Origin of the sequence: Novosphingobium sp. AAP83 (assembly GCF_001295795.1) — a bacterium.
In the GTDB taxonomy this organism is placed as follows: Bacteria; Pseudomonadota; Alphaproteobacteria; order Sphingomonadales; family Sphingomonadaceae; genus Novosphingobium.
The window spans coordinates 12,872-37,044 of the sequence record NZ_LJHY01000073.1; the positions used below are offsets into that span (position 1 = coordinate 12,872).

The window sequence follows — 24,173 nt, forward strand, 5'->3', positions numbered from 1 at the left end:
TGCGAATGCAAATTCAAATATATGAATAATGTCCGATCCATGACGACCCGCGTCCGCTCCCTTGCCCTTGGCTTTGCCATCTTGCGCCTGCTTGCCGCATCGGGCGCGCAAAGCTTGACCGATGTTGCGCGCGCCATGCGGCTCAATCCCTCAAGCTGCCTCAATCTGCTGCGCACGCTGGTTGATGAAGGCGCGGTGGATTTCGAAGGAAAGCGCAAGACCTATCGCCTCGCCGCAGACTGGGCCGCCACCGGCCTGTTCGGTTCCGGCAAGACCCAGACCTTGATTGACCGGATCACCCCCCTGATGGCCGAAGCCGCCAAACAGGCCAGCGCCACCATCGGCCTGTGGCAGGTCATCCCCGGCCAACGCGTGCGGCTGATCGCCCATGCCGAATGTGATGCCATGCTGCGCATCCAATTGGCCGAAGGGCAGCGCCAGCCGTTGGGCAGCGGAGCGGTGGGTCGTGCCCTGGCCGCAGCACAAGGCATCGATGATGGCGAAATCGCCCGACGCTTTGCCGAAGTGAAATGGCAAAAAGCCGTGCGCCTGCGCGATTATATCGATGAGGTGCGCTCGGCGCGGACCTGCGGCTATGCCGTGGACGACGGCACGGCCTTTGCCGGCGTTTGTACGATCGCAGTTGCCCTGCCCGATCTGCCCCCCGGTTTTTGCGTATCGGCCTCGCTCTTTTCAGGCTCGCGCAGCACCATGGACATGACGAACATTGGCACTGCGCTGCAGGGCATCAAACACGCGATTGCGTGAAACCGCGTTTTTTCGGTTAGGCTCTGGCAGAAGCGCTCATCACGGGGCGGCCATCGCTGGCAAAAGCGCCCAGTTCCAACCCGCCTTCGCTTTGGCGCATGGCAAGATGCAACGCCTCGCCACAGATCGCGGGTGAAACGCCCCTGAACGCAAAGCTGGCCAGTGCCTGCTCGCCCAATTCGCGGCGGGCAAGATCAAGCAACAGGCTGGCCACCAGCGGCCCATGCACCACAAGGCCGCGATAGCCCTCAACCCCGGTGGCATAGGCCCCGTCATAATGGATCCGGTGGCTGTTAAACGTCAGCGCGGAATAGCGGAACAGCAGCGGCTCGGATGGCAACACCTCGCGCGTCGCATCCCATCCGCTCGTATCGAAGCGCCCCGCACCCGGCGGTGGAGGTGCAAGCGCCCCGCCCTGCGCCGAAGCCTCGCGATAGACGAGCGATTGGGCTTCGCGCACCGCCAAAACGCCGCCACATGATGTCTCGTGTTCCACTTCGGCAAACACCAGCGGCCCCGTGCCGCCTTGCTTGGGCGTGATCGATTTCACACGGGAAACGCGCTTGATCGCAGCGCCGATCCGCAAGGGCGCAAGAAACTCCACCGCGCTCGCCGCCCACATCCGGCGTGGAAGAGAAAGCGGCGGCAGGAAGCTTTCCAGGCTATCATCACGCGCCGGATGCCCGTCATCGCCCAGTCGCGCGGTTGGCGCATCAGGCACACACAAACACCAATGCAAGCCCTGTGGCACAGTGCCGCCTTCGGGCACTTCGCGGTCGAGCGTGGCGCACCACCGCTGCACCAAAGCAGCCTCAAGGCTATCTTGGCGAACTTCCTCGCGGCCGATCCATGCATGCCACGCGTTCATTCAGCGCCCGCCGTTCCTACGATGCCAGCGTCAATCAACCGGCCAATCTCGCCCGATGACAGGCCCAGCCGCTCACCCAAGACCTCTTCGCTATGCTGGCCGTTGCGCGGGGCAGGCTGCGGCGTGCCGCGCTCATGCTGCGGCACCGTGGCAAACGGGCCTGCCGCCGGATAATCAAAGCCGCTGGGATTGCTGGCCTGCCCGAACATCGGGTTATCCTGCACCAGCACAGGATCGTGAACGGCATCAAGCATGGTGCGATAAGGCGAATGCACGATCCCGCCTGCATCAAACGCTGCGGCCAGATCAGCATGCGTCCGCGCGCTGATTGCCGCCTCGAAAACGGGGAACAGCGCATCGCGGTGGGTAAAGCGCAAGCCGTCATCCTTGGCGAAACTCACGGCCCTTTCCGCCTCGATCCGCGCCACCGCATCGCCGATCCCCAGCACCGCGACAAGGTTGCTCCATTGGCGGGGCGTCACCACCACAATCATCGTGCGCTGGCCATCGGCAGTCACAAAATCACGGCCAAACAGGCCATAGACCGTGTTGCCAAGGCGCGTACGGTTGGCCCCGCCATAGAGCACCTCGGCAATGCCGCCCAGATTGGCCACGGTGCCAATCGCCACATCCGAAAGCGGCACCCGCACTTCGCTGCCCTGCCCGGTCACGCTGCGGCGCTGGATCGCCGCCAGCAGCGCAAAGGCCGCATAAGCGCCTGACAGCAAGTCCCACGCAGGCAGCACATGATTAACAGGGGCCGGGCCTGCACCAGTCATCATCGGGTAACCGACGGTGTTGTTGATCGTATAGTCCAGCGCCGGGCTGCCATCGGCCCAGCCCATCACCCGCACCGTCACCAGATCAGCCCGCCCTTGCGCCAGTTTTTCGTGCGAAAGGAAGCCCTCTGCCGGGAAGTTGGTGATGAACTGCCCGGTCGCGCGCACCAGCGCTTGCAGCAATTCACGGCCTTCCGGCTTGTCCAAATCGAGCGCAACCGATTTCTTGGCGCGGTTGAGGTTTTCCCAATAAAGGGAATCGTTTTGCGCCGTCACCGGCCAGCGGCGAAAGTCCGGTCCGCCGCCAATCTGATCCACCCGGACCACCTCGGCCCCCATTTGCGCGCAATAAAGCCCAGCCGTAGGCGATGCGACAAACGAAGATGCTTCGATGATCGTGAGATTGCCAAGCAAATCATACATGATGCCGTTCCCATCCCACGGTAGATCGTGACGGGACAGCGAACTAAGCTATCGGATTATCTCTGGCAACCAGCCGGAACAAGCCAGCCCGACCGCGAGAGCTGACCATTCAGTGACATACAGGTTCTCCCCCATAGAGAGCCGTGTTAATGGCAGGGCACTCTTAGCAGGTCACGCGGATAATCGACGTTACTGCATGATGTTTTGTTGGTAGCGTTAATCGTCGGAAGGGTCATCGTCTTCCGACCAGTCGTCTTCACCCTCTTCGTCATCCGGCAATCGGCGGTTTAGTGCCACCCTCGTGACCGCGTCCATTATTTCTGCAGCCAACGCGTCCTCATAGATACCGTTTGGCGGTTCACCGACAATATTGATTGGATCTTCATACAGGTCCCAACAACAGTAGAACGTGAGTAAAGTTGCCTCTGACCGATCAAGCGCGCCAATCGTTTCTTTTAGATGAGGCTCAAAGACATCAGACCATGCAAATTCCAAAAATGTCACAGGCCCTGTCTGTTGGTCGTAACAGTAATCGTCCCAAAGGTTTGAGGCGTTCTCATCATCGCCGAACAATGCGCAAGCAGGGTATGTCTGGATGTGAGCAATGACCTCAGTCGCCAAACGCTGGAACCGCTCCACGGCAAAACGGGAGACAGTTTGGCACAGCAATTTTGCCTCGCGTAAGCCTTCCATCGTTCAAATCCTCCCCAATATGAAATTACATAATATAGTTGATAAACCTGCAGTCCGCCGATTGCGATGGCTTTTGCATGGACATGCGGCGGCTCGTGGGACGGAATTTTGCTCGCATTAGGCAAGAGCGGGGCCTGACGCAGGAGAAGGTTGCGGAGATTTCCGGCTTCTCCCAACAATACATTAGCGGCCTTGAACGCGGGCACCGAAATCCAACGGTGGTAACGCTGTTTGAATTAGCGCAGGCGATCGGTGTGGTACCAATTGAACTTTTGTCGTCAGATTAAGGCCTGGTGTGTCGAAGGCATTTTTATACAATTGTTGTGGTTGATGCTGTCCCAATTTGAAAGTGATGGGCATCAAAATCGTTGGAAAATCTCGGTTCAACGCGCCGTTTAAGCCAAAACGTGCTCCCACATGGCCGAAAAGTAATATCTACCCCTAGCGTCGTCTGAGAGGAAATTGGCTCGAGGGATCCCAATGAACGCCATGATTAATTTGCTTTTCTGGCGATAGGAGCATGTGATCTGGTAATGGTTCCGGTGTGTGATGCTGGCCGATCCGGTATGATGCCGAGGTTTCTTCGACCGCCCAGCTCTCATCCGATCGCGTACTGACTTCGGGCGCGAAATATTCGCCATATACCCAGCGGAGCCGCGTCGCTCCCGGATCAAACAACGTCATTTCCAGCATATTTCGGAAGTGGCGAACGCCATCGACGTCGCCGCCGCTCCAGGTCTCGACACCGACATGTACAACACCTGGGCGGTCTTGCGGGAGCTGCCTGGCAGCTTTGGCGACGATAGCGCGGAAGTGCTTTGCTTTCTTCCTTACCGCCTCCTTCGAAAGGCTGCGCCAGCGCACTACGCTCGCCTGATAGATTGCGCTCGCCCATAAGGGACGGCCGCGTCCCGGCCGCCATTTCGCGGTCATGCTATGGGCACAGTCATGGTCATAATGACCAACCAGCAACTCAATCATCCGGCTGGAGCCGAAATAGACATCGTCGTTCGCAAGTACATTATGAGCCAATGACCAGTCGATCTCGCGGATTGTACCTGCGCCCTGATTGTCGGTCCATCGGTTGGGGCCAGTCCCGTCGAGATAGGCAGCAACGCGCTTAGCGAGATAATCGTCAGGCACTATGTCGAGCTCGGCGACAAACGCGATGTTCACAATAATCGAGCGATTGTTCGCAAGCGCGAGGGCATGCGCAGGGCCAGCAAGTCGTTCGCCACGCGCCTTCTCTCTAGCGTCGTAGCTCGACCGGTCCGTCCGTTTGCATTCAACTGCCCAACGGCGGCGTCCTTTTCGGACGTTGATATCGTGGGTTCGTGTGACACCAGGCCGTTCGGTCACAAATTCCGTATTCCAACCGTTGCGGCGATAGGCCAAAGCAACGAGAAGTTCGAATAGGCCTCCATCGGGCTGGCTGCGGTCACCGTTCATCAATCTAGCCGCGCGCGCCTCAGCGCCCGTAATGCCAAGTAGAGTTGGTAGTTCCTCGCCAAGGCGAGTGAATGTTGGTACCATCCGGACAGCTTCGGCCGGCACCCAGTTCATGCGATCGTTCGCATAGGAGTTTACCTGGAAGATGTACCATGCGGCTGTGTCCCGAGGATCGTAGAACATCGTCGGTTCGCCCTTTGCCCATAACGCCTCCGCCACCAGAAACCGGTCGCGCGTCGAATCCATCCGGCGCTTCCAGGTTCGGCGGTCCGCCAGTTCCGAGAGCCAAGCGGTGGCGAGCAGGACATTGTCGTCGCGCCAGTCATGGCCCGCCTTTGGCGCGGTCCATGAAGGATTTTCGGGGCTGATTCTCATTTGCGCCATTTTATCGGATCAGCGATCTTTATGTAACGACGATTTGGCATATCTGCGATTGGTCACCCTCCTGCATTGAAACGCCAAACCGACTTTGTACCATGCATGAGGGAGGCGAAATCAATTACACGGTGCCCAGCATATGGGGGTCGGGTGAAAGTTGAAGCGGCTGAATTTGAAAGTTTTTTCAAAAATGGTGCAGCCGACATGAAAGCGATGAACGCTCAAATTATTGGGAAATTTTGGTGCAAAGGGCTGCGTAAGCCACAAAACGCACCCAAATGGCAGAGGATAGCGAGAGACCGAAGAGGCAGCTGTCGACCAACTCAAGTCGTTCAGCGGTTTCGTTGTGAACGTCTGCTTAGGTTCGGAACCCGCCATTCACCTGAAAGCATCGATTTGAGCCGGATCTGGGAAGCGCGATAGAAGCAGCCAAGCGGCAGGCAAGTGTAGCCATGCCCAACTTACCTTTCACACAACGTGGCCCCAAACCCTGAAGCCAGGCAGCCAGGCAGCCAGGCAGCCAGTGGTTGCTGGATGCGTCGAATCCATTTGCGACTGGTTTGTCCAAGATAGCCTCAAAAACCAAGAGCGCTCTTAAAAGTTATAATGCCTTTTAAAAAAAAATTGGCAGTATTTCGTCGAACCAAGCGTGATTCGGATGGACAAGCTTGGCCCCCTTATCGTGCGGGAGCTAGGCGGGCACTAAAAGCAAAAACGGGAGAGGCGCGATCTATGGCACAGCAGTTTCACCTGGCAGACCTGTTTGAAACGGTCGCGGCAACCGTGCCTGACAAGATCGCACTTGAATCAGATAGCCTCACCCTGACCTTTGCCGAATTGAACGCGCGGGCAGACGCGATTGCAGCCGGTCTTGCGGCGCACGGTGTGGCGCGCGGCGATACGGTGGGCATCTATATGATGAACCGGGCCGAATACATCGAAGCCTTTATCGCCATCGTGAAGCTGGGTGCGGTGCCGTTCAACGTCAATTTCCGCTACCGTGAAGACGAACTGCGCTATCTGTTCCAGAACGCATCAGCGGCAGCAATCATTCATGGTGCCGAATTCAGTGGCATCATTCGCGCATTGCAGCCGCACTTGCCCGACCTCAAGTTAGCCGTGGCGGTAGATGACGGTTCGGGCGCGGATACAGGCGGACTTGTCGACTATGGCAGCCTGCTTGATAGCCCCGCCGTTTCGCAATTCGAGCGTGACGAAGACGATATCCTCCTGATCTATACCGGCGGCACCACGGGCATGCCCAAGGGCGTGATGTGGCGGCACAAGGACTTTGTGTTCGGCTGCATCGGGGGTGCGGGATATTTCACCCCATCGGGGGCGATGCAGGTGCCGCAAGATATCGCGGATCGAGCCGCCAATGGCTATCCGCTCAAGCTTTTCCCGCTTGCCCCGCTGATGCATGCCGCAGCCTTGTGGGCCGCTTTATCGGCGTTGTTTAACGGGCTCACCGTCGTTGTAGACGAGAACCGCACGTTTGATCCGGAAGCGATCTGGACAAAGGTCGAAGCCCTTGGCGTCAATATCGTGCAGATCGTTGGCGATGCCATGGCCATACCGCTGCGCGATGCGTTGCGCGCCAATCCTGATCGCTGGAATTTGCAGCGGGTGGTCAATGTCGGATCGGGCGGCGCGGTGTTTTCACAAAGCGTGAAGGATGATTTGCGCCAGCTTTTGCCCGCATCGGTGGCTATTACTGATGGTATGGGATCATCCGAAACCGGGATCGCGGGCGCCGGGGCGATCAGCCGCGATGGCATGATGCAATTGCCATCCGGTGATAATCTAAAGGTCGTGGTGGATGATCGCTTTGCACTGGCGGGTGAAACCGGGATCATCGCCCGATCCGGCCATATGCCGGTCGGCTATTTCGGTGACCCGGATAAAACGGCCGAAGTGTTCCGCATGATAGATGACAAGGTCTGGGTTATCAGTGGTGATGCTGGCCGCCTTAAGCAGGACGGCATGATCACCGTGTTCGGGCGTGGATCAACCTGCATCAACAGCGGCGGCGAAAAGGTTTTCCCCGAAGAAGTGGAACAGGTGTTGCGCGATCATCCCGCGATCAGGGATGCGGTGGTTGCCGGACAGCCCGATCCCCGCTGGGGTGAGCGCGTGGTGGCCATTGTATCGCCGCGCGATGGCGCGGTGCGACCTGCGCTTGCTGACTTGCGCGAATTTCTGGGGCAACGGCTGGCTGGCTACAAAGTGCCAAAGGCGCTGGTCTGGGTTGACGAAGTGCGCCGCTCGCCCGCAGGGAAACAGGACTATCGCTGGGCTTTAAGCGTCGCTGCAAATGCCCTAGATTGAACGGCGCGATTTTGACGGGGACCAAGCGTGGACCAAGCCGGAACTGATCTTGAAGCCACCGAAACCCCGAAAATTGGCCGCCGCCAGCAAGGGCTTGCCGAGCGCCGCCGACGGTTGGTTCGTGCAGCGGGCGAATTGATTGCCGAACGCGAAAACGGCAACTTTTCGATGCCGGAACTGGCATCGCGCGCGGGCGTCAGCCTTGCCACGCCCTACAATCTGTTCGGCTCGAAGGCGGCTGTGCTTAACCAGTTGTTCGAAGGGCAGGTGCGCGGCTTCAACCGCGATAATGCTTGGATGAATGGCCTGCCGCCTACTGAAAGGGTGCTGGGCGTGGTTGACCGTCTGGTGGCCGCCTATGCCAAAGAGCCGACGTTTTACCGCAATCTGGTCAAGGCGCTTTACGCGTTGGGCACAGCCGAGACCGCCCAATTCGCCAGTCCCGTGGGCGCGCTGCTGGTGCAGCCTTTGATTGAAGGGCTGAGCAGCGATGGCCTTTTGCCTGCAAATGTTCCCAAGGGGGTGCTGGCCACAACGCTGACGCGCCTGTTTGACGCAACATTTGAACGCTGGGCCTTGCAAGACTGGCACACTGACCGGTTGCAACGCGAACTGCGCGCAGGGTTTGCCATGGTTTTCTATGGTTTGTTTGATGATGTCGCCCAGGCCAGACTGGCCGAAGCGATGAAGGCTGCCACGCCTCAGAAAGACTGAAGCCGCCGCATCGTCATCCCATCTCCAAGCGGAATTCCCGCTACGCCTCTTGACGTTCGCGCACTTATTTATAATGCATTATATTATTTTAGGCATCGGGATTCGGATCGACACCATCATGCGCGACGTTTTCATATACGATCATGTGCGAACCCCGCGCGGGCGCGGCAAACCTGACGGCGGTCTGCATGAGGCGACCCCCGTCGAATTGGTCCGGCAACTGCTGGTCGCATTAAAGCAGCGCAACGGGCTTCCAGATGACAGCCTTGATGAACTGGTCTTGGGCACTGTTTCCGCCGCCGGTGAACAAGGCGCTACATTATCGCGCATTGCCCCCATTCTCGCGGGCTTTTCCGATCGGGCCGCAGGGCTGCACATCAATCGCGCCTGCGCATCGGCGCTTGAGGCGGTGAGCATTCTGGCCGCAAAAATCGGCTGCGGCATGACCGAAATGGCGATTGCGGGTGGCGTGGAAAGCATGTCGCGCATTCCGATGGGGGCCGATGGTGGCGGCCCGCATGGCATTGATCCGCGCGTTTCAAACCATACGCCATTCGTGATGCAAGGCGTCAGCGCCGATCTCCTCGCCACGCTGAACGGTTATTCCCGCGCCGATCTCGATGCCTATGCGCTGGCCAGCCAGCAACGCGCCGCACAAGCGTGGAGCGAAGGCCGGTTTGATCGTGCTATCGTACCGATAGTGGACGTTCTGGGCACGGTCCTTCTGGCCCATGACGAACATATCCGCCCCGATGCCACGCTGGAAACACTGGGCGCGCTCAAACCTGCCTTTGCCGACATTGGCAAAACCATGAGCTTTGATGGTCTTGCGCTGCAACGCTATCCTGAAGTTGACCGGATCGAACACATCCACACTGCCGCATCCAGTTCCGGCATCGTAGATGGTGCAGGCCTTGTGCTGATCGGCTCTGCACAGGCTGGCGCACAATATGGAATGAAGCCGCGTGCGCGCATCCGTGCGTTCATCACGCTGGGATCGGAGCCTGCGTTGATGCTCGATGGCCCGACGCCTGCCTGCCAGCGCGCGCTGGATGTTGCGGGTCTTGTCCCTTCCGACATCGATCTTTGGGAACTGAACGAAGCCTTCGCCGCCGTTCCGCTGCGGCTGATGGACACGATGAACATCCCGCATGACCGCATGAACGTGAACGGCGGTGCCATCGCCATGGGCCATCCCTTAGGCGCTACCGGCGCGATGATTGCAGGCACGTTGGTTGATGAAATGGAACGCCGCGATGTGGGCCTTGGCGTTGTCACGCTCTGCGCGGCAGGCGGCATGGGCATTGCCATGGTGTTGGAACGGGCAGGTTGAGGGAGCGCATGACGATGAGTGAAGCCGTAACCTACAGCGTCGATGGCGATGGCCTCTGCACGCTGGTACTCGACCTTCCGGGCGAAAAGATGAACGTGCTTGGTCCGGCGCTAAGCGAGGCGTTTGAGGCTGCCTTGCGCCGCGCGATGGCAGATGATGCGGTCAAGGGCGTGGTCATCACGTCGGGCAAATCCACTTTCGTTGCCGGCGGTGATCTCAAGATGCTGGGCGGCGGCTTGGACGTGGCCAGCATGGCCCCTGCCGAAGTGGCGCATCTGTTTGGCAGCCTGTCACGCCTGTTGCGCTGGATGGAAACCGCCGGAAAGCCGGTGGCCTGCGCCATCAACGGGCTGGCCTTGGGCGGCGGTCTGGAGATCGCGCTCGCCTGCCATTATCGCGTGGTCGCCGATGATCCGCGCATCATGCTGGGCCTGCCCGAATCGCAGGTGGGCCTGCTGCCCGGTGGCGGCGGCACCCAGCGCCTGCCCCGCCTGATCGGGCTGGCCGCGTCCCTGCCGCTGTTGTTGCAAGGCAAGAACCTGTCCCCGCAAGAGGCACTGAAATCTGGCGTTGTCCATGCCGTCGTTCCGGCAGAGGGATTGATCGAAGCGGCCAAGGCATGGTTGCGCGCCGGTGGCGATGCGGTGCAGCCGTGGGACAAGAAGGGCTTCAAGGTGCCCGGCGGCGGGGACACCCTGACGCCATCGTTTCGCAACACATTCATCGGCTTGAACGCCCATACCCGCGCCAACACGTTCGGCAACATGCCGGGGCCGGAAAAGATCGCCGCCTGCCTTTATGAAGGCCTGCAATTGCCGATGGACAAGGCGCTGGGCGTTGAATCCAAATACTTTGCGCAATTGATGATCGATCCGGTGGCGCGCAACCTGATCCGCACAATGTTCATCAAAAAGGGCAAGGCCGAGAGCCTTGCCGCGCGTCCGGCGGGCGTCGAAAAAGCGGCGTTCCGCAGCATCGGTATCGTTGGTGCAGGCACGATGGGCGCAGGCATTGCCTTTGCTGCCGCCAAGGCCGGGATCGATGTGGTGCTGATCGACCGTGATCTTGCCTCGGCGGAAAAAGGCAAGGCCTATGCCGCCAAACGGATGGCGCGCGATCTGGAAAAGGGCCGCACCACTCAGGCCAAGATCGATAAAGTGCTGGGCCACATCCACCCCGGCACCGATTATGCCGCGCTTGGCCAGACGCAACTGGTCATCGAAAGCGTTTTTGAAGACCGCGCCGTCAAAAAGGACGTGATTGCCAAAATCGCCGCCGCTGTTCCGGCGGGCACCGTGATCGCATCCAACACCTCGGCCCTGCCGATCACCAGCCTTGCCGAATATGCCACGGATCAGGCGCGGTTCATTGGCATGCACTTTTTCAGTCCGGCGGAAAGGATGCCGTTGGTCGAAATCATCCGGGGCAAAAAGTCGGACGATACCAGTTGGGCAACCGCGCTCGATTTCGTCAGCGCGATCCGCAAAACGCCGATCACCGTCAACGATGGCCCCGGCTTCTTCACCACCCGCTTCATCGGTGCCTTCATCACTGCCAGCCTTGATATGGTGGAAAGCGGCGTGAAACCCGCGCTGATTGAAAACGGTGCGCGCATGGTGGGCATGCCGATGGGCGCGCTGACCATTTCGGATTCCATCGGGATCGATGTAAGCTATCACGCCGGCAAAAGCCAGGCCGCAGACCGGGGCGAGACGGAACTGCGCTTCGCTGTGATCGGCAAGCTGTTCGAAGCAGACCGTTATGGCATGAAGAACGGCAAGGGCTTTTTCGATTGGGACGCCAGCGGCGACAAGCGGTTATGGACCGGTCTTGGCGCGCTGTACCCGGCGCTTTTGCAGCAGCCCTCCATTGCCGAGGTCAAGGACCGTATACTTTACGCCCAACTGGCCGAAGGCGCGCGCGCCTTTGCGCAAGGCGTGTTGGTTGATGTGATCGACGGCGATCTGGGAGCAACGCTTGGCGTGGGCTTCCCTGCCTATCTTGGCGGGCCGTTTGCCGCGATGGACACGCTGGGCCTGCCCCATGTGATTGCTCAATGTGATCGTCTGGCCGCACTCTACGGCGATCTCTACGCGATGCCACAACTGGTCCGCGATATGGCGCGCGATGGCCAGACCTTCCATGGTGAAAACGCGTTACGCTCCCCCGGCCTGGCCCTCGCGGCCTGATCCGAAAGGCATTTTGCATGAACTTCGATTTTTCAGAAGACCAACGCCGGTTGCAAGAAGAAGTGCGGCGCGTGTTGACCGATGTCAGCACCAGCGCCGAAGTGCGCACCGTGCTGGATGGCGCAGCGGCCTACAGCGCCAAGACATGGCGCAATCTTGCAGATCTTGGCGCGTTGGGCATTGCAATACCTGAAAACCTTGGCGGCACCGGCCTTGGCCATCTCGAACTGTGCCTTGTTGCCGAAGAAGCAGGCCGCACATTGGCCGCTGTCCCGCTGCTATCCAGCATTTATCTGGCAGCCGAAGTGATAAAATTGGCGGGCAGTGAAGCCCAGAAATCCGACTGGCTTCCCCGCATTGCCAATGGCGATGTGATCGCCACAGCCGTTATCGATCCCCGCACGCAGACGCTTGCCAAGGATCAAAGCCTGACCTTTGCCAACGGCGCACTGACCGGCATGATCGATGCCTTGCCCGATGGCATGGTCGCCAACATTGCGGTGCTTCTCGTCGATGATCGCCTTGTGCTGGTTGATCTTGCCGCCCCCGGCGTCACGCGAACCCCGCGCGCTTCGCTTGATCCCTCCCGCCCCTTGGCGAAGCTGACATTCGCTGGCGTTGCCGCAGAAGAACTGGCCATGGGCAATGCCACAAGCATCGCTCGCCGCGTGACCCTTGGTGCGGCAGTGCTGCTGGCGTTTGAACAAGTGGGCGGCGCAGAGCGCACGCTTTATGCCGCGCGCGATTATGTGTTGGAGAGGCGCGCCTTTGGCCGGGTTATCGGCAGCTTCCAAAGCGTGAAGCACAAGCTGGCCGACATGTTTGCCGCCATCGAAGTGGCTCGCGCCCACGCGTGGTTTGGCGCATGGGCCATGGCAACAGATGCAACCGAGCTGCCCCGCGCCGCAGCAGCTGCCCGCGTGGCCGCAACTGATGCCTATACCCTTGCCGCCGAAGAGGGCCTGCATCTGCACGGCGGCATTGGCTACACGTGGGAAATGGATTGCCACATGCATTTGCGCCGCGCACGCTGGCTGGGCCAGATTATCGGCACACACCACCTCTGGCGTGAAACGCTGGCGGCCGCACTGATCGGGGAGGCAGCGTAATGGACTTTAACGATACGCCCCAGGAAGCCGATTTCCGCGCCGAAGTACGCCGCTGGCTCGAAGCGAATGCCACCGAACGCCGCAGCCGCGAGGACAAGTTCGGCGCCGGGTTGAACGAGGCCGAATACCTTGCCGCCGCGCGCGCATGGCAGGCCAGAAAAGCCGCCGCCGGATACGCCGCCATTGCCGCCCCAAAAGCGATGGGCGGCCTTGGCGGCACGCCTGCGATGCAGGTGGTCTACGGCCAAGAGGAAGCAAAGTTTCTGGTACCCGACCGCGTGTTCGAAATAAGCCTTGGCACCGCCATTCCCACCGTGGCCATGTGGGGAACGCCCGAACAGAAAGAAAAATACCTCGCGCCTGCCTTCAGGGGCGATCACATCTGGTGTGCGCTCCTGTCCGAACCCTCTGCCGGATCAGACCTTGGCAACTTGCGTACCCGCGCCACGCGTGATGGCGATGAATGGGTCATTTCCGGCCAGAAGGTCTGGACATCAGGCGCGCACTTTGCGCAATTCGGCATCCTGCTGGCGCGCAGCGATTGGGATAGCCCGAAGTCTAAAGGGCTGACGATGTTCATCGTCGATATGAAGACGCCGGGCATCGATGTGCGGCCAATCCATCAGGCGAGCGATGAATACCACTTCAACGAAGTGTTCCTGAACGATGTGCGCATTCCCGATAGCCAGCGGTTGGGGCCGGAAGGCCAGGGCTGGAAAGTCATGCTCTCCACGCTGATGCAGGAGCGGTTTGCGCTGGGCAACAACTTCTCGGGCGATCTTTACGCGCAGCTCATCGGCCTTGCACAAGCGTCGCAATGGAACGGCGCACCGGCCGTCGAAAACGCCACCGTGCGCGCCGGGATCGCCGATGCCTATATCCGGCAGTTCGGCGTGGAGCTGATCGTGCGCCGGGGCATGAGCGCGATTTCAAAGGGCGAAAACCCGGGGCCGGAAATGGCAGCTGTCAAACTCGTCGGAGCCCGCGCATTCCAGACCGGTGGCGCGCTCGCCATCGAACTGGGCGGTGCCGAAGGGCTGATCGCCGCGCAGGATCTGGGCGCAGAGTGGCGCTTGCCGCAATTGCTCTGGATCTCGGCTCCGGGCGCACGCATTGCCGGTGGTACCGATGAAATCCAGAAAAACACCATCGCCGAACAAGTGCTGGGCCTCCCCGCCGAAGCTCGCACCGACCGCGATATGCCCTTCCGCGAACTGGTGCATTGACCGCACATATTGCCGACCAGCCTCTCCGCGATCCTTATCAGCACTGGACTTTGACGCAGACACAACTGAATGGCTGTTATCCCGTTTGCGCGGCTTGAAAGCCGCGGTTCCAGAGTGTCCAACGGCTTGGACGGCGTAGCGAGGTTGACGGCGCTATACGAATGACCGGTCTCGGCGTAGGCGGCCATTCCCCTTGACGTCTGCGACCGGCAGAATTGTCCCAAAAATTGCCATTCAACGTCTGATAGCTGCAACGAAATCTATCGCCTCGACGCTCAAACGAGGACTTTAGAAGCTGCAAATTCTACGGTGCCTACCATATGGGGGTCGGGTGAAAGTTGAAGCGGTTGAATTTTAGAGTTTTTTCAAAAATGGTGCACCCGGCATGAAAGCGATGGGCACTCAAATCATTGGGAAATTTTGGTGAAAAGGGCTGCGTAAGCCACAAAATGCACCCAAATGGCCGAGAATAGCGAGAGACCGAAGAGGCAGTTGCCGACCAGACTCGGTCGTTCAGATCGGCACCGGTGAACGTCAGATTTAGCCGAAACCGGTCGATCGCCGAGAAGAAAGCAGAAGGTCAGTAAAGCGCCCTAAACCCGGTCAGCGCGAACAAGGCATTGATGTCGGTTTCGGGCGTCATATTGCTTGGCAATATGCGCCTGGAGTTGGATGGTTAGGCCGTCCATCATTGGCACCAAGGCAAGGACGTTCATTTTTTCGATCCGACCCTTTCCAAGCGCAGCAAGGGCAAGATGATTGCCAAGCCTGATAGTGATTAAGGGAAGATCGGCGCCTCCGCTGTCGCGATAGTAATCGACAGCCATTCGCCACGGTAGCCCACCACGCAGCAGATAGAAGAAATCCGGCGCATGCCCCACTTCCTTGGTCGGCCTGTCGTTGCTGGCGGAGGAAGAAGGGGCTCGAAGATAGCCCACTCGGCATCGGTCAAATCTGTTGGCAAAGCCAGCCCGCATCGCGCATGAAGAGCGCGAGTGGTATCGGTCCAAATCGTTGTATCCGAGGTAGTTTTTGGCGAAACCCCTGAATCAACGACTGGGGAAGCCGTCAAGCTAACCCGCTGATACCACTCAAATTAGTTTCGGATCAGGCTCTTACATCGCTTTGCCTTACTTCACCAAAACAAACACCGGGTTTCCATAAAACCACAAGTCTTCCCATGGATTCTCACCCTTGGGATCGGTGACGGGTTCAGCCTGTTTTGTGTTGGTGCCGCGCACGCGCAAATAGACCGGTCCGCGCAAATTACGCAGTGTATAGTGCATGGTCAAAACCTCACCGGCCTTTGTCCAATCAGCCTCGTTGAAGCGCTTTTCCACGCGCGTGGTGGTATTGTGATCGGTACTGCGGTCGGTAACTGGACCAGTTACATCGCCAACGATCAGATCAACGCGCGCGACATCGGGGGTAAAACCACCATGATTAGCTGCTGCAGGATCACGCAGGCGGATCACTACGTCGATATCGTCACCGGGCTTTGCCATAATCACCCCGCCCATCATCGCAGCTTGTTTGCTACCATGGACCTGCACGCTAACGTCCAGTTCGCTTATCAAATCGCCGGTGGTGACGAACACACGGCCGCTGCGCAAGCCGTCGAGCACATCGCCATGATCGCGACGGGCATGGACATAGGTCTTCGAATACTCGCCCGGCCAGAAATCGCTGCCGCCATCGCGCCAGTTGGAATGCGAATCCGATGTGGCGGTAATCCACCAGCGGCGGCCTTCACCCAGCATCGAATCCCAAAAGCCGCCAAGCCGCGCCGTCATCTGGTCAAACCCGCCGAGTGTTGGCGAATTGCCATAGCCCCCACGCGTGCCTTCCGGATCATTGCTACCATCGGGCTTGATCGAACCGGCCTGATGGCCCGGAGCGCCTTCCATGCCAACAGAAACGGTTGGCGCCGTATCATTCCAGTTGCGGAACTCAGCGGGAGTGTATTGCCCGTACACTCCAACATCTTTGGCAGAGCGCGACGGGTGGTTGGCAATCAGGACTGGCTGGTTGGGCTGTGCGCGCATGTACCGCAAAGCCTCGATCATCCGGGGTTCGGTATCGCGTGCTGGATCTGTGGGGAAAGCCTCCCGCTTGGAAAATCGCGATTCAATGTCGCGCAGTTGCGCGCGCTCGCCTTTTGTGAAGGGGATGATCATGCTGCTGTGATCGCCTGCGGGAGTGTCAAACTCCATTCCGTAGAAGATCAGAATTTGCGGCACTGTTTTGCGTGCGACCAACAATTGCGGATAGGCTTGTTCGAAGTTCAGCCGTGAATGCAGCGGCCCGCCATGATCCGTCGACACCATCCAGTTCAGGCCGAAAGCTGCCCCCATCTGCGCATTGCGCGCAATGGTATAACGTCCGTCCTTGCCCAGAAGCGGCTTCGGCGCTGCATTTGGTGCTGCGGGATCAGGCTTATAATCGGCGCTGAATTCGCTGTGTATGTGGTGATCACCAGCAAGCCACTTTCTGCCCTTGGATGTGGCAGTGCCGCCCTGCTCTTTGGCTTCGGTCAATCCGCCATGCGTTCCATGGGCGGTAGCCGGTGTTGCATGAAGCAGGCATCCCGAAAGCAGCAACGGCACAAAATACTTCATAGCGGTCCTTCTGAAGAGACAAAGCCTGCTTTGATAGACAAGCAGGAGTAGCGGTTTGCCGACAAAAACCTTTACGCATTTTGAGGCTTTGCCGGCATGGCGATAGACCAGATATAGTCAGAATATGTCTGGCAGAAGACGATGCAGGCACTGCGGATCGCAACTGGAAGCAAAGCTGGGCACCGTCATTAAACAATCAAAAACCGCTTCCTATTGATACGGTCCCAAAACCGTAACGCCTTTGATCTAGCGCGCTTCCCCAAGCAGCAGGGAAAGTCTCGATGCGCGAGTTTGAGCTGGAGGGCAGTTGGACAAAACTTCGCGATCAGATTGCGAGGATGACACGTCGGGACGATGCCGAAGATCTCCTGCATGATGCGTGGATTGGTGTCGAGAAATGCGAAACCGCGGTGAAAAACCCGAAAGGCTTTTTGATCCGAGCCGCCACAAACTTCGGGATCGACGCTTATCGGCGTGAACAGCGCACGGCGACCGAAACCATTGCGGGCGTCACGCAGGAAATAATCGCAGACCGCACCCCGCTTCAAGATGAGGTGTTGATTGCACGAGAGCGTTTGGACAGGCTCCGCGCGGGCATCGCCTTACTCAGTCCCCGCACTCAAGAGATCTTCTTGAAGCATCGCCTTGATGGTCTTAAATATCGAGAGATTGCGAAAGAACTCGGGATCAGCCAAAGTGCTGTCGAAAAGCATGTGGCGCGGGCGATGAATCACCTGATTCAATGGATGGAGAATTGGTAAGGTGGATTTCCGCAGCAAGCTGGGAACTGCGAACCGGCAGGCTGCGGACTGGCTAGCAAGATTGCATGCCGATGACCGCACTGCGCAAGATGAAGACGCGTTCCGTTCATGGCTCAAATCCGATCAAGTTCATGAACATGCCTTTGATAGTGCATCATCTATATGGACAGCCGTTGGCGGCCTTCGTGATGAGCTTCGGTCAACTTCGCCGCTTGATGAGCGCCAATCTTTAGCGACTGAGGAGACGGATGAGGAAATTCCGGGGACGCCCTCCGGGATGTCACGCCGTGCAGTTATGGCAGGTGGCGGCGCTTTGGTTATTACTGCGGGTGTCTCCTTCGGTTGGCAAACGGCCTATGCAGGCGTCTTTACCACCAATGTGGGCGAGCAGCGCCGCGTGGTTCTGGACGATGGCACACGCGCCATGCTTGATACTAGCACGCGCATCCGGTTCCGCGCGAAAAGCGACATTCGCCTGCTCTCGCTTGAATCTGGCCGGATAGATCTGGATATTGCCGCCGAAAAGCGTCCGTTTGTTTTGGATATGGGCAATCGCCAAGCCACAACAGCTTCTGCTAGGCTGGATGTCAGCAGGACAGATGGTGGTTTACAGCTTACCGCTATCAACGGCAGTGCACGGATTGACGGGCCTTCGGGAAGGCCAGTTTCGCTCACAATGGGTAGTCGGATCGCCATGATCGAGGGGCGTGAAGACCAACTGGATCATCCTGAACTGGAGGACCTTATTGCCTGGCAAGGTGGCCGACTTGTATTTCGTGATGATACGATTGCCCAAGCCATTGCCGAGATGAACCGCTATTCGTATCGCACATTGGTTGTGACCGATCCAAAGGTAGCGACGATGCGTTTCAGCGGTGCCTACCGTGTTGGCGATCCCGAAGCATTTGCCCATTCGCTTGGGGTTTTGCTACCGATACGAGTCATCAATGATGGCGACATGATCCGCATAATCGCTGCAAGCTAATTTTTTTGCTGAGCCGGGTGAGGTAAACCCGTTCCCCATCGTCATGACAACGAGCGCTCAAACAGAGCGTAATAATGGGGACCAATGTCATGACGAACCTAAAGCGGCAGCTTTGCCAATCGGCAGCGCTTGCCCTCACGCTTTGCACGATCGCAGGAGCTTTACCAAGCGCGGCACAGGCACAGACGCGGCGTGTGCAGATTTCCCTTCCGGCGCAGTCCTTGGCGACTGCTTTGGAGCAAGTGGCCCGGCAAAGCGGCAGCGATATTCTGTTCACCCGCCTGGCCGTAGCCCAGATGCGCGCTCCGGCCCTTTCAGGTGAATTCGATGCAGAAACTGCGGTCCGCCGCCTGATCGTTGGCAAATCGCTAAATGTTGTGCGTGATAGCCGGGGTGCCCTAATCGTCAGCCCTCTGGCGGCGGCGGCCGCTCAAACGCCGGCAAGCGCCAGCAGTGAAGTAGCGGCCGATGACCAGATCGTCGTGACGGCAAAGTATTCAGAGGGCGTTGATCGCTCGCTGGATGTTAAGCGCAATTCAGATTCGATTTCCGATGCGGTTGTCGCGGCCGACATCGGCAAGTTACCTGCCTTCAACATTGCCGAAGCCTTGCAGCGCGTTCCCGGCGTCACGATCGTGCGTGAGGCGGGCGAAGGGCAATTCATCAGTGTGCGTGGATTGGGGCCAAATTTTCAGGCAGTAACATTCGATGGCATGCCGCTCGCCTATAACGAAAACATTCGCAATTCCGGCCAGTCCGGACGCCAGTTCCGCCTGCAGGTGCTTCCGGCGACATTGATCGATACAATTGTCGTCAACAAGTCAGCAACTGCGGATCTGGTTGAAGGAGGGATCGGTTCGTCGGTTGATATCCGTCTGATCAATCCACTGGATCGCAAGTCCTTTATCGCTGCAACCGCCTTTGGCGGGTACGAAGAACGGACCGATACGGTAAACCCGAACGGCTCGTTGACAGCCGGTTGGCGCAACAACGAAGAGACATTCGGCGTTATCGCGGGTATCTCGTACTCGAAGCGCGAAGTGCAATTTGACCGTTTGCGTAATGGTTGGAGCACCGCAACTGTCGCAGGGCTTGGCGCGATCCGCGTACCAGGCGATGTGCAGCCCTATCTCGAGCTGGAAAACCGCGAACGGATCAGCGGTATCGTCGGCGTTCAATGGCGGCCGGCCTCGGGCATCGAGATCGATATCGATGGCCTCTACTCCAAGTTTAACAATGAGACCACCGAGCGTCGTCTGACCTATTTTATCCCAAGCCGGATTGCGCAGCTTGATCGCTCCACGGCCGTCGTGGAAGACGGACGTCTTGTTGCCGGCACGATCCGTGGCGCACGCATGCGCAACTACGCCGAATACATGGATCAGGCACATGAGAACCTGCAGCTTAACGCCACCCTAAAATTGGACCTTGGCGGCTGGCAGGTTGAGCCACGCATTAGCTATGCCCAAGCGCGCAGTGATCTTGATACGCCGATCCAGCGCGTTCAGTATCGTACTGCCAATGGTCAAGGTGGTAATGTAACCTTCGATTTCAGCAACGATGTTGTGGCTGAAGGAAGGGTCAATTCGCTCTTCACCGATCTTGATTTGACCACCGGCGAACGAATGATCTTCGAGAGCTTCGCCGTCCGGCCGATCAACTCCGAAGACGTGGACAAGAGCTTTGTTCTCAATATCGGACGCAACACTGGCTTTGGGATTGGCGGAATCGATTTCACCAAAATCCGCTTTGGTGGTCAATACTCCGACCGTTTCCGCGACTATCAGCGTCGAGATCGCAACAACGCAGTTCTGCGCGCAGGGGCCACACTTACTCCTGCATTCTTGCAATTCCCTGTGCCCGCCAACGCCTTTGACCAGTCCATCGTTAATGGACAGCCCTGGCGGAACGTTGATTGGAACTTGTTCAATGCCAATTATACGCTTGGCGCTGAATTCGACGGAGTGAGCCCCAACGCCAGTGACCTTGCGCCTACGCCAGCTGATCTTCAAAACTCTTACCGCATCGGCGAAGAAATCCTCGCAGGCTATGGTAGGATTGATTTTGAAGCTGCTGTTGGGGCGATCCCCGTAACCGGTAATTTTGGCGTTCGGTATGTCCGTACACGTACCGAAGTGCAGGGCACCGAGGTCGCGCCTGTTCGCAGCAGCACCGGAGTTGTCACAACGACCGTAACCCCCACGTTGAACAATGCGAGCTATTCCGAATGGCTGCCCAGTGCCAACGCTACGTTCAAACTGTCAGAAAACGTACAGTTCCGGCTTGCGGCAGCGCGCACGATGACCCGACCATCGCTGTCTGAACTGCGCAATTCAATCAACACCAACAGCGTTACCGTGACCCGGATATTCAACGAAGGTGCAGCCGCGCTGGCCGACCCGACCTTGATCCTGACCGGTGCTGCGGGCAATCCGAACCTGCGTCCTTACACCTCTTGGAACTTCGATATGTCGTTCGAGTGGTACTTTGACAAGTTTGGCGCTTTCACAGCAGCGGCGTTCCACAAGGACATCTCTGACTATATCGCGTCAGACTTTGAGACCCGCTCACTCGCGTTCGCTGTAAACAACGGCTCAACGCTGCCGGTTAACGTGCTTGTCGCTACGCCGGTCAATGTTGGCGATGCGCAAATCACCGGCATCGAATTTGGTTATACCAATAAGCTGTCATTCGGACTTGGCGTAACCGCAACAGCAACGTTTGCAACGACCAAGCTTGAACTTGATCGCCGGGGTGCCGGAAATCAGTCGGCTTCGATGCAAGGGGTGTCTGACGTAAGCTATTCGATCACGCCCTTCTTCGAAACAGGGCCGTTCGAGATTAACGTAAGCTACACCTATCGAAGCGATTATGTGACGGATGCAGGCGCGCTGGTCACCTCATTGCCCACACCCGAAGATGTCGTAAGCAATGTCCAGAAGGGCTTTGGTATCGTTGATTTGGGTGCAAGTTTCCAAATGCGCCCGAATATCGAGACGTTTGTGCAGGCAGTGAACGTATTGAACCAGCGTCAAGTATCTTACGCGGGCACCAAAGCGGAATTCACCGAAATTCACACTTTTGGCCGCTCGATCAACTTTGGCGTGCGCGCCAAGTTCTAAGCATGCGAATGTCGACCGGGCCTTGCGCTGCTGCGCTCCGCCCGGTCGGCAATCCGCCGTCTCTGAACGCAGATACAGCATGACACGAAACCAGACTGTCACGTTCCTCTTCGTTTGCGCGATGACATCTCCAGCTTGCGGACAAGCTTTCAAAATCCCAACTGCCGGAAAAGTTTCCTTTCCATCAGCCCGGCAAGACCAGCAAACGGCCCCATATATCGCATCCGGTTCGTTAGCCCCGACCGTCCAAAACGTGCTGCATCAATCGCTTTGCAATCACGCGATCCCGTGCCTAGATAGAGAGGAGTCACCTATCGAGCGCACATATCCGAATGCGTTGTGCCGTACAGAACTGGCTGGGCCGGGTAGCGAAAACTCGGAAAAGGACACGGTGTCAGGTTGCCTATTATCGGCAAGCGTTGCTGCCGTCATCGATGCAGCCTTGGCATCAGGCGACAGCGCAGGAATTGATACTGTAGCGCGCTATGCACGGCAGGCCCATCCCGAAGCGGCTACCGAAATTGATCGTCGCGTTGCTGTCTGGCGCCGCAAACAGGTATCGGCATCTAAGCAAGACGCGGAAGCAGAAACACGATCAACTGTTGCTACCAAGCCTTTAGAGGAAGCGGCGCATTCATCGGTTCAAGCAGCCGTAAAATGGGCTGGCGAAGGTGAAGTCGGTGCATTTACCAGCAGTGGCAATGCCCCAGGAATCGGCTTTGTCGGCAGCGCGAAGCTGGTACTTGAGGGCAAAAACTGGCGGATCGAATCCTCGGGGCGGATAGACTATCAAGAAACCGCCAATGTAGTTACAAGGGATCAATATCGCTTTTCTGCCGAGCCAAATATCAAATTTAGCAAGCGCGGTTATATGTTTGGCTTGGGCCAGTACGAAAAGGACCGCTTCCAAGGGTTCATTTCGCGTTACAGCCTGTCTGGCGGCTTGGGATATTACCTGTTTTCCCGTCCTGATGCCAAAGTGAACCTCAAGGCAGGGCCTGCCTGGCGCCGGACAACCGGGACCAGAGGCGAGAAGGAGAGAATACTTGCCGGGCTTGCTTCGTTAGACGTAAATGTAAAGCTGACATCTGCCTTGCGGTTCACGCAAGATGCCAGCGTCTATGTCGATGCGCGTGGCAGCACAATTTATACTCTGGCGGCTCTTGATACCAAGCTGCTGGGCAAGCTAAATGCCCGTTTTTCGTATATGGTGCAGCATGAGACGGAGCCGGAGCCGGGAAGTCTGGCTACCGATGCAACCAGTCGTCTGACCTTGGTCTACGGCTTTTGATGCGGCGGACCAGGGTTGGCATAACAGTTACAACGCAGCTGCTGGGGCAAAGTCATCTGAGGCGATAACTATACGCCCCACGCTGTTCGCGGTCGATCTGCCTGTGCGCGACACCAATACCAACTAAGCCGAACATGTGTCAGACGTTCATGGAACCCCATGGGATGACTTGCAATTTTATCGCAACCCATTGTTCGTTGCGTCATTTGACAAATTTTATTTAAAGCACATGGCGTTCCTGCAAGAAAAGTTATTGTGACGAATTTGCGTCAGTTTTCTAAACATTTTTATCACGTCAGCTTCGGTGCGGGCACGCAATCAGATGAACGGCCCTCCTAAACATTTGCAACCTATCCGCCAAACCTTCCCGTGGTTGCGGCACGTCTTCGCCGACGGGAGCTATGCCGAAGACAAACTTCGCACCGCGCTCACCAAATCGGCACATGGGCCTTGGAAATCATCAAACGTTCCGCCGCCGTAAAGGGCTTCAAGCTTCTACCAAGTTGCTGGGCCGTCGAGAGAACGGTCGCCTGTTTTAGCCACAACCGGCGCCTCACCAAGGACTTCGAACGCACCATCGAAAGCCCCACCAATTGGCCTTTCGTTACATCCGTGAACCAAAATGCCCGCAGAATAGCAGACGCCCAGAAACAAACCGCTTGTTTACGAGACAGCCATTGAGCCCTAATTTCGGATATTCGAAAAGCTATGGTTCGCCACCTCCCGCTCTTGATCTGGTGAGACAATCAGCGGGAGTTCTGCGTAAGGGGGCTGGAATCCTAAGAATCGGTACAAGTCTGGACGAAGATAGGGGAAAGCATCTCCCGCATCCTCATGAACGCGTGCGCATTCACCAAGGAAACTATCAACTGTGCGAAAGAGTCCGCGTCTCATGGTGTGCCATTAGAATGCGATGTGATCTGGTAGAGGGGCTACGCGCACCGGTGTGATTCACGTAAATGTAATTTAATTTCGTCAAGCAGTGGCAACATTAGGCCACAACTCCCCCAAGCCAAGTGCAAAAGTCACCTTTGCCATGCCGAATGGACTTTGGCCCGCTCAAAGCAATCCTTTGTTCAAAGCTGAGCGTCCAGCGTGCATCAGTGTCCTTCTGCGCGGCCTTGTTCGGTTCATTGGGC

The 24,173-nt window shown here is 57.8% G+C and carries 18 protein-coding genes and 2 pseudogenes; 14 read left to right on the forward strand and 6 right to left on the reverse strand.

Annotation, left to right across the window (positions count from 1 at the left end):
- Positions 1–39: 39 nt before the first annotated feature.
- Positions 40–768 (forward strand): IclR family transcriptional regulator, encoded by a 729-nt coding sequence (locus IP81_RS19125; RefSeq protein WP_054109600.1) that lies wholly within the window; start codon positions 40–42, stop codon positions 766–768.
- 16 nt (positions 769–784) lie between these two features.
- Here the strand turns inward: IP81_RS19125 and IP81_RS19130 are convergent, their stop codons facing one another.
- From IP81_RS19130 to IP81_RS19140, 3 genes are all read right to left on the reverse strand, one after another.
- Entirely contained in the window at positions 785–1,636 is an 852-nt protein-coding gene (locus IP81_RS19130; protein ID WP_054109601.1) for a hypothetical protein, read from the reverse strand.
- A complete protein-coding gene (locus tag IP81_RS19135; protein WP_054109602.1) occupies positions 1,633–2,838 on the reverse strand; it encodes a CoA transferase in 1,206 nt (401 codons plus the stop codon). Before IP81_RS19135 ends, IP81_RS19130 begins: the two co-directional genes overlap by 4 nt.
- A 216-nt stretch (positions 2,839–3,054) precedes the next feature.
- Positions 3,055–3,531: a hypothetical protein gene (locus tag IP81_RS19140; RefSeq protein ID WP_054109603.1), complete on the reverse strand. Its 477-nt coding sequence runs from the start codon at positions 3,529–3,531 to the stop codon at positions 3,055–3,057.
- A gap of 83 nt (positions 3,532–3,614) precedes the next feature.
- On the opposite strand from IP81_RS19140, the gene IP81_RS19145 reads away from it, so the two are divergent.
- Positions 3,615–3,818 (forward strand): helix-turn-helix domain-containing protein, encoded by a 204-nt coding sequence (locus tag IP81_RS19145; protein WP_369800791.1) that lies wholly within the window; start codon positions 3,615–3,617, stop codon positions 3,816–3,818.
- 154 nt (positions 3,819–3,972) lie between these two features.
- Here the strand turns inward: IP81_RS19145 and IP81_RS19150 are convergent, their stop codons facing one another.
- Positions 3,973–5,355, reverse strand: coding sequence for a hypothetical protein (locus IP81_RS19150; RefSeq protein WP_054109605.1), 1,383 nt, complete (start codon positions 5,353–5,355; stop codon positions 3,973–3,975).
- A 735-nt stretch (positions 5,356–6,090) separates the two neighbouring features.
- On the opposite strand from IP81_RS19150, the gene IP81_RS19155 reads away from it, so the two are divergent.
- The 6 genes from IP81_RS19155 to IP81_RS19180 all read left to right on the forward strand — a co-directional run bounded on the left by IP81_RS19155 (position 6,091) and on the right by IP81_RS19180 (position 14,257).
- Positions 6,091–7,686 (forward strand): AMP-binding protein, encoded by a 1,596-nt coding sequence (locus tag IP81_RS19155; RefSeq protein WP_054109606.1) that lies wholly within the window; start codon positions 6,091–6,093, stop codon positions 7,684–7,686.
- A gap of 27 nt (positions 7,687–7,713) precedes the next feature.
- Positions 7,714–8,400 (forward strand): TetR/AcrR family transcriptional regulator, encoded by a 687-nt coding sequence (locus IP81_RS19160; protein ID WP_054109607.1) that lies wholly within the window; start codon positions 7,714–7,716, stop codon positions 8,398–8,400.
- 118 nt (positions 8,401–8,518) lie between these two features.
- Complete coding sequence (locus tag IP81_RS19165) at positions 8,519–9,733, forward strand: acetyl-CoA C-acetyltransferase (RefSeq protein ID WP_054109617.1); 1,215 nt, start codon at positions 8,519–8,521, stop codon at positions 9,731–9,733.
- Positions 9,734–9,747: 14 nt separating this feature from the next.
- Positions 9,748–11,922 (forward strand): 3-hydroxyacyl-CoA dehydrogenase NAD-binding domain-containing protein, encoded by a 2,175-nt coding sequence (locus IP81_RS19170; RefSeq protein ID WP_054109618.1) that lies wholly within the window; start codon positions 9,748–9,750, stop codon positions 11,920–11,922.
- 17 nt (positions 11,923–11,939) lie between these two features.
- Complete coding sequence (locus IP81_RS19175; protein WP_054109608.1) at positions 11,940–13,031, forward strand: acyl-CoA dehydrogenase family protein; 1,092 nt, start codon at positions 11,940–11,942, stop codon at positions 13,029–13,031.
- Positions 13,031–14,257: an acyl-CoA dehydrogenase family protein gene (locus IP81_RS19180; RefSeq protein ID WP_054109609.1), complete on the forward strand. Its 1,227-nt coding sequence runs from the start codon at positions 13,031–13,033 to the stop codon at positions 14,255–14,257. Before IP81_RS19175 ends, IP81_RS19180 begins: the two co-directional genes overlap by 1 nt.
- Before the next feature lie 824 nt (positions 14,258–15,081).
- On the opposite strand, the pseudogene IP81_RS19965 reads toward IP81_RS19180, so the two are convergent.
- Together IP81_RS19965 and IP81_RS19190 are read right to left on the reverse strand one after the other, a co-directional pair.
- Positions 15,082–15,269 (reverse strand): annotated as a pseudogene (locus tag IP81_RS19965) (transposase); the annotation flags it as partial.
- A gap of 118 nt (positions 15,270–15,387) precedes the next feature.
- On the reverse strand, positions 15,388–16,875 hold the full coding sequence (locus IP81_RS19190; RefSeq protein WP_054109611.1) for a phosphoesterase: 1,488 nt from the start codon (positions 16,873–16,875) through the stop codon (positions 15,388–15,390).
- Positions 16,876–17,156: 281 nt separating this feature from the next.
- On the opposite strand from IP81_RS19190, the gene IP81_RS19195 reads away from it, so the two are divergent.
- The 6 genes and pseudogenes from IP81_RS19195 to IP81_RS19210 all read left to right on the forward strand — a co-directional run bounded on the left by IP81_RS19195 (position 17,157) and on the right by IP81_RS19210 (position 23,034).
- A complete protein-coding gene (locus IP81_RS19195; RefSeq protein ID WP_054109612.1) occupies positions 17,157–17,636 on the forward strand; it encodes an RNA polymerase sigma factor in 480 nt (159 codons plus the stop codon).
- A gap of 1 nt (position 17,637) precedes the next feature.
- Positions 17,638–17,736: pseudogene (locus tag IP81_RS21770) on the forward strand (hypothetical protein); the annotation flags it as partial.
- Positions 17,702–17,869 (forward strand): hypothetical protein, encoded by a 168-nt coding sequence (locus IP81_RS21455; protein WP_231627132.1) that lies wholly within the window; start codon positions 17,702–17,704, stop codon positions 17,867–17,869. The pseudogene IP81_RS21770 and the gene IP81_RS21455, both read left to right, overlap by 35 nt.
- A 44-nt stretch (positions 17,870–17,913) precedes the next feature.
- A complete protein-coding gene (locus IP81_RS19200; RefSeq protein WP_157573353.1) occupies positions 17,914–18,621 on the forward strand; it encodes a FecR family protein in 708 nt (235 codons plus the stop codon).
- An 89-nt stretch (positions 18,622–18,710) separates the two neighbouring features.
- Positions 18,711–21,743, forward strand: a complete 3,033-nt coding sequence (locus tag IP81_RS19205) for a TonB-dependent receptor (protein ID WP_197274711.1) — start codon at positions 18,711–18,713, stop codon at positions 21,741–21,743.
- Between the two features lie 79 nt (positions 21,744–21,822).
- The gene (locus tag IP81_RS19210; RefSeq protein ID WP_231627133.1) at positions 21,823–23,034 is read left to right on the forward strand and encodes a DUF481 domain-containing protein; all 1,212 of its coding nucleotides are present in this window, start codon (positions 21,823–21,825) and stop codon (positions 23,032–23,034) included.
- Positions 23,035–24,173: the final 1,139 nt, after the last annotated feature.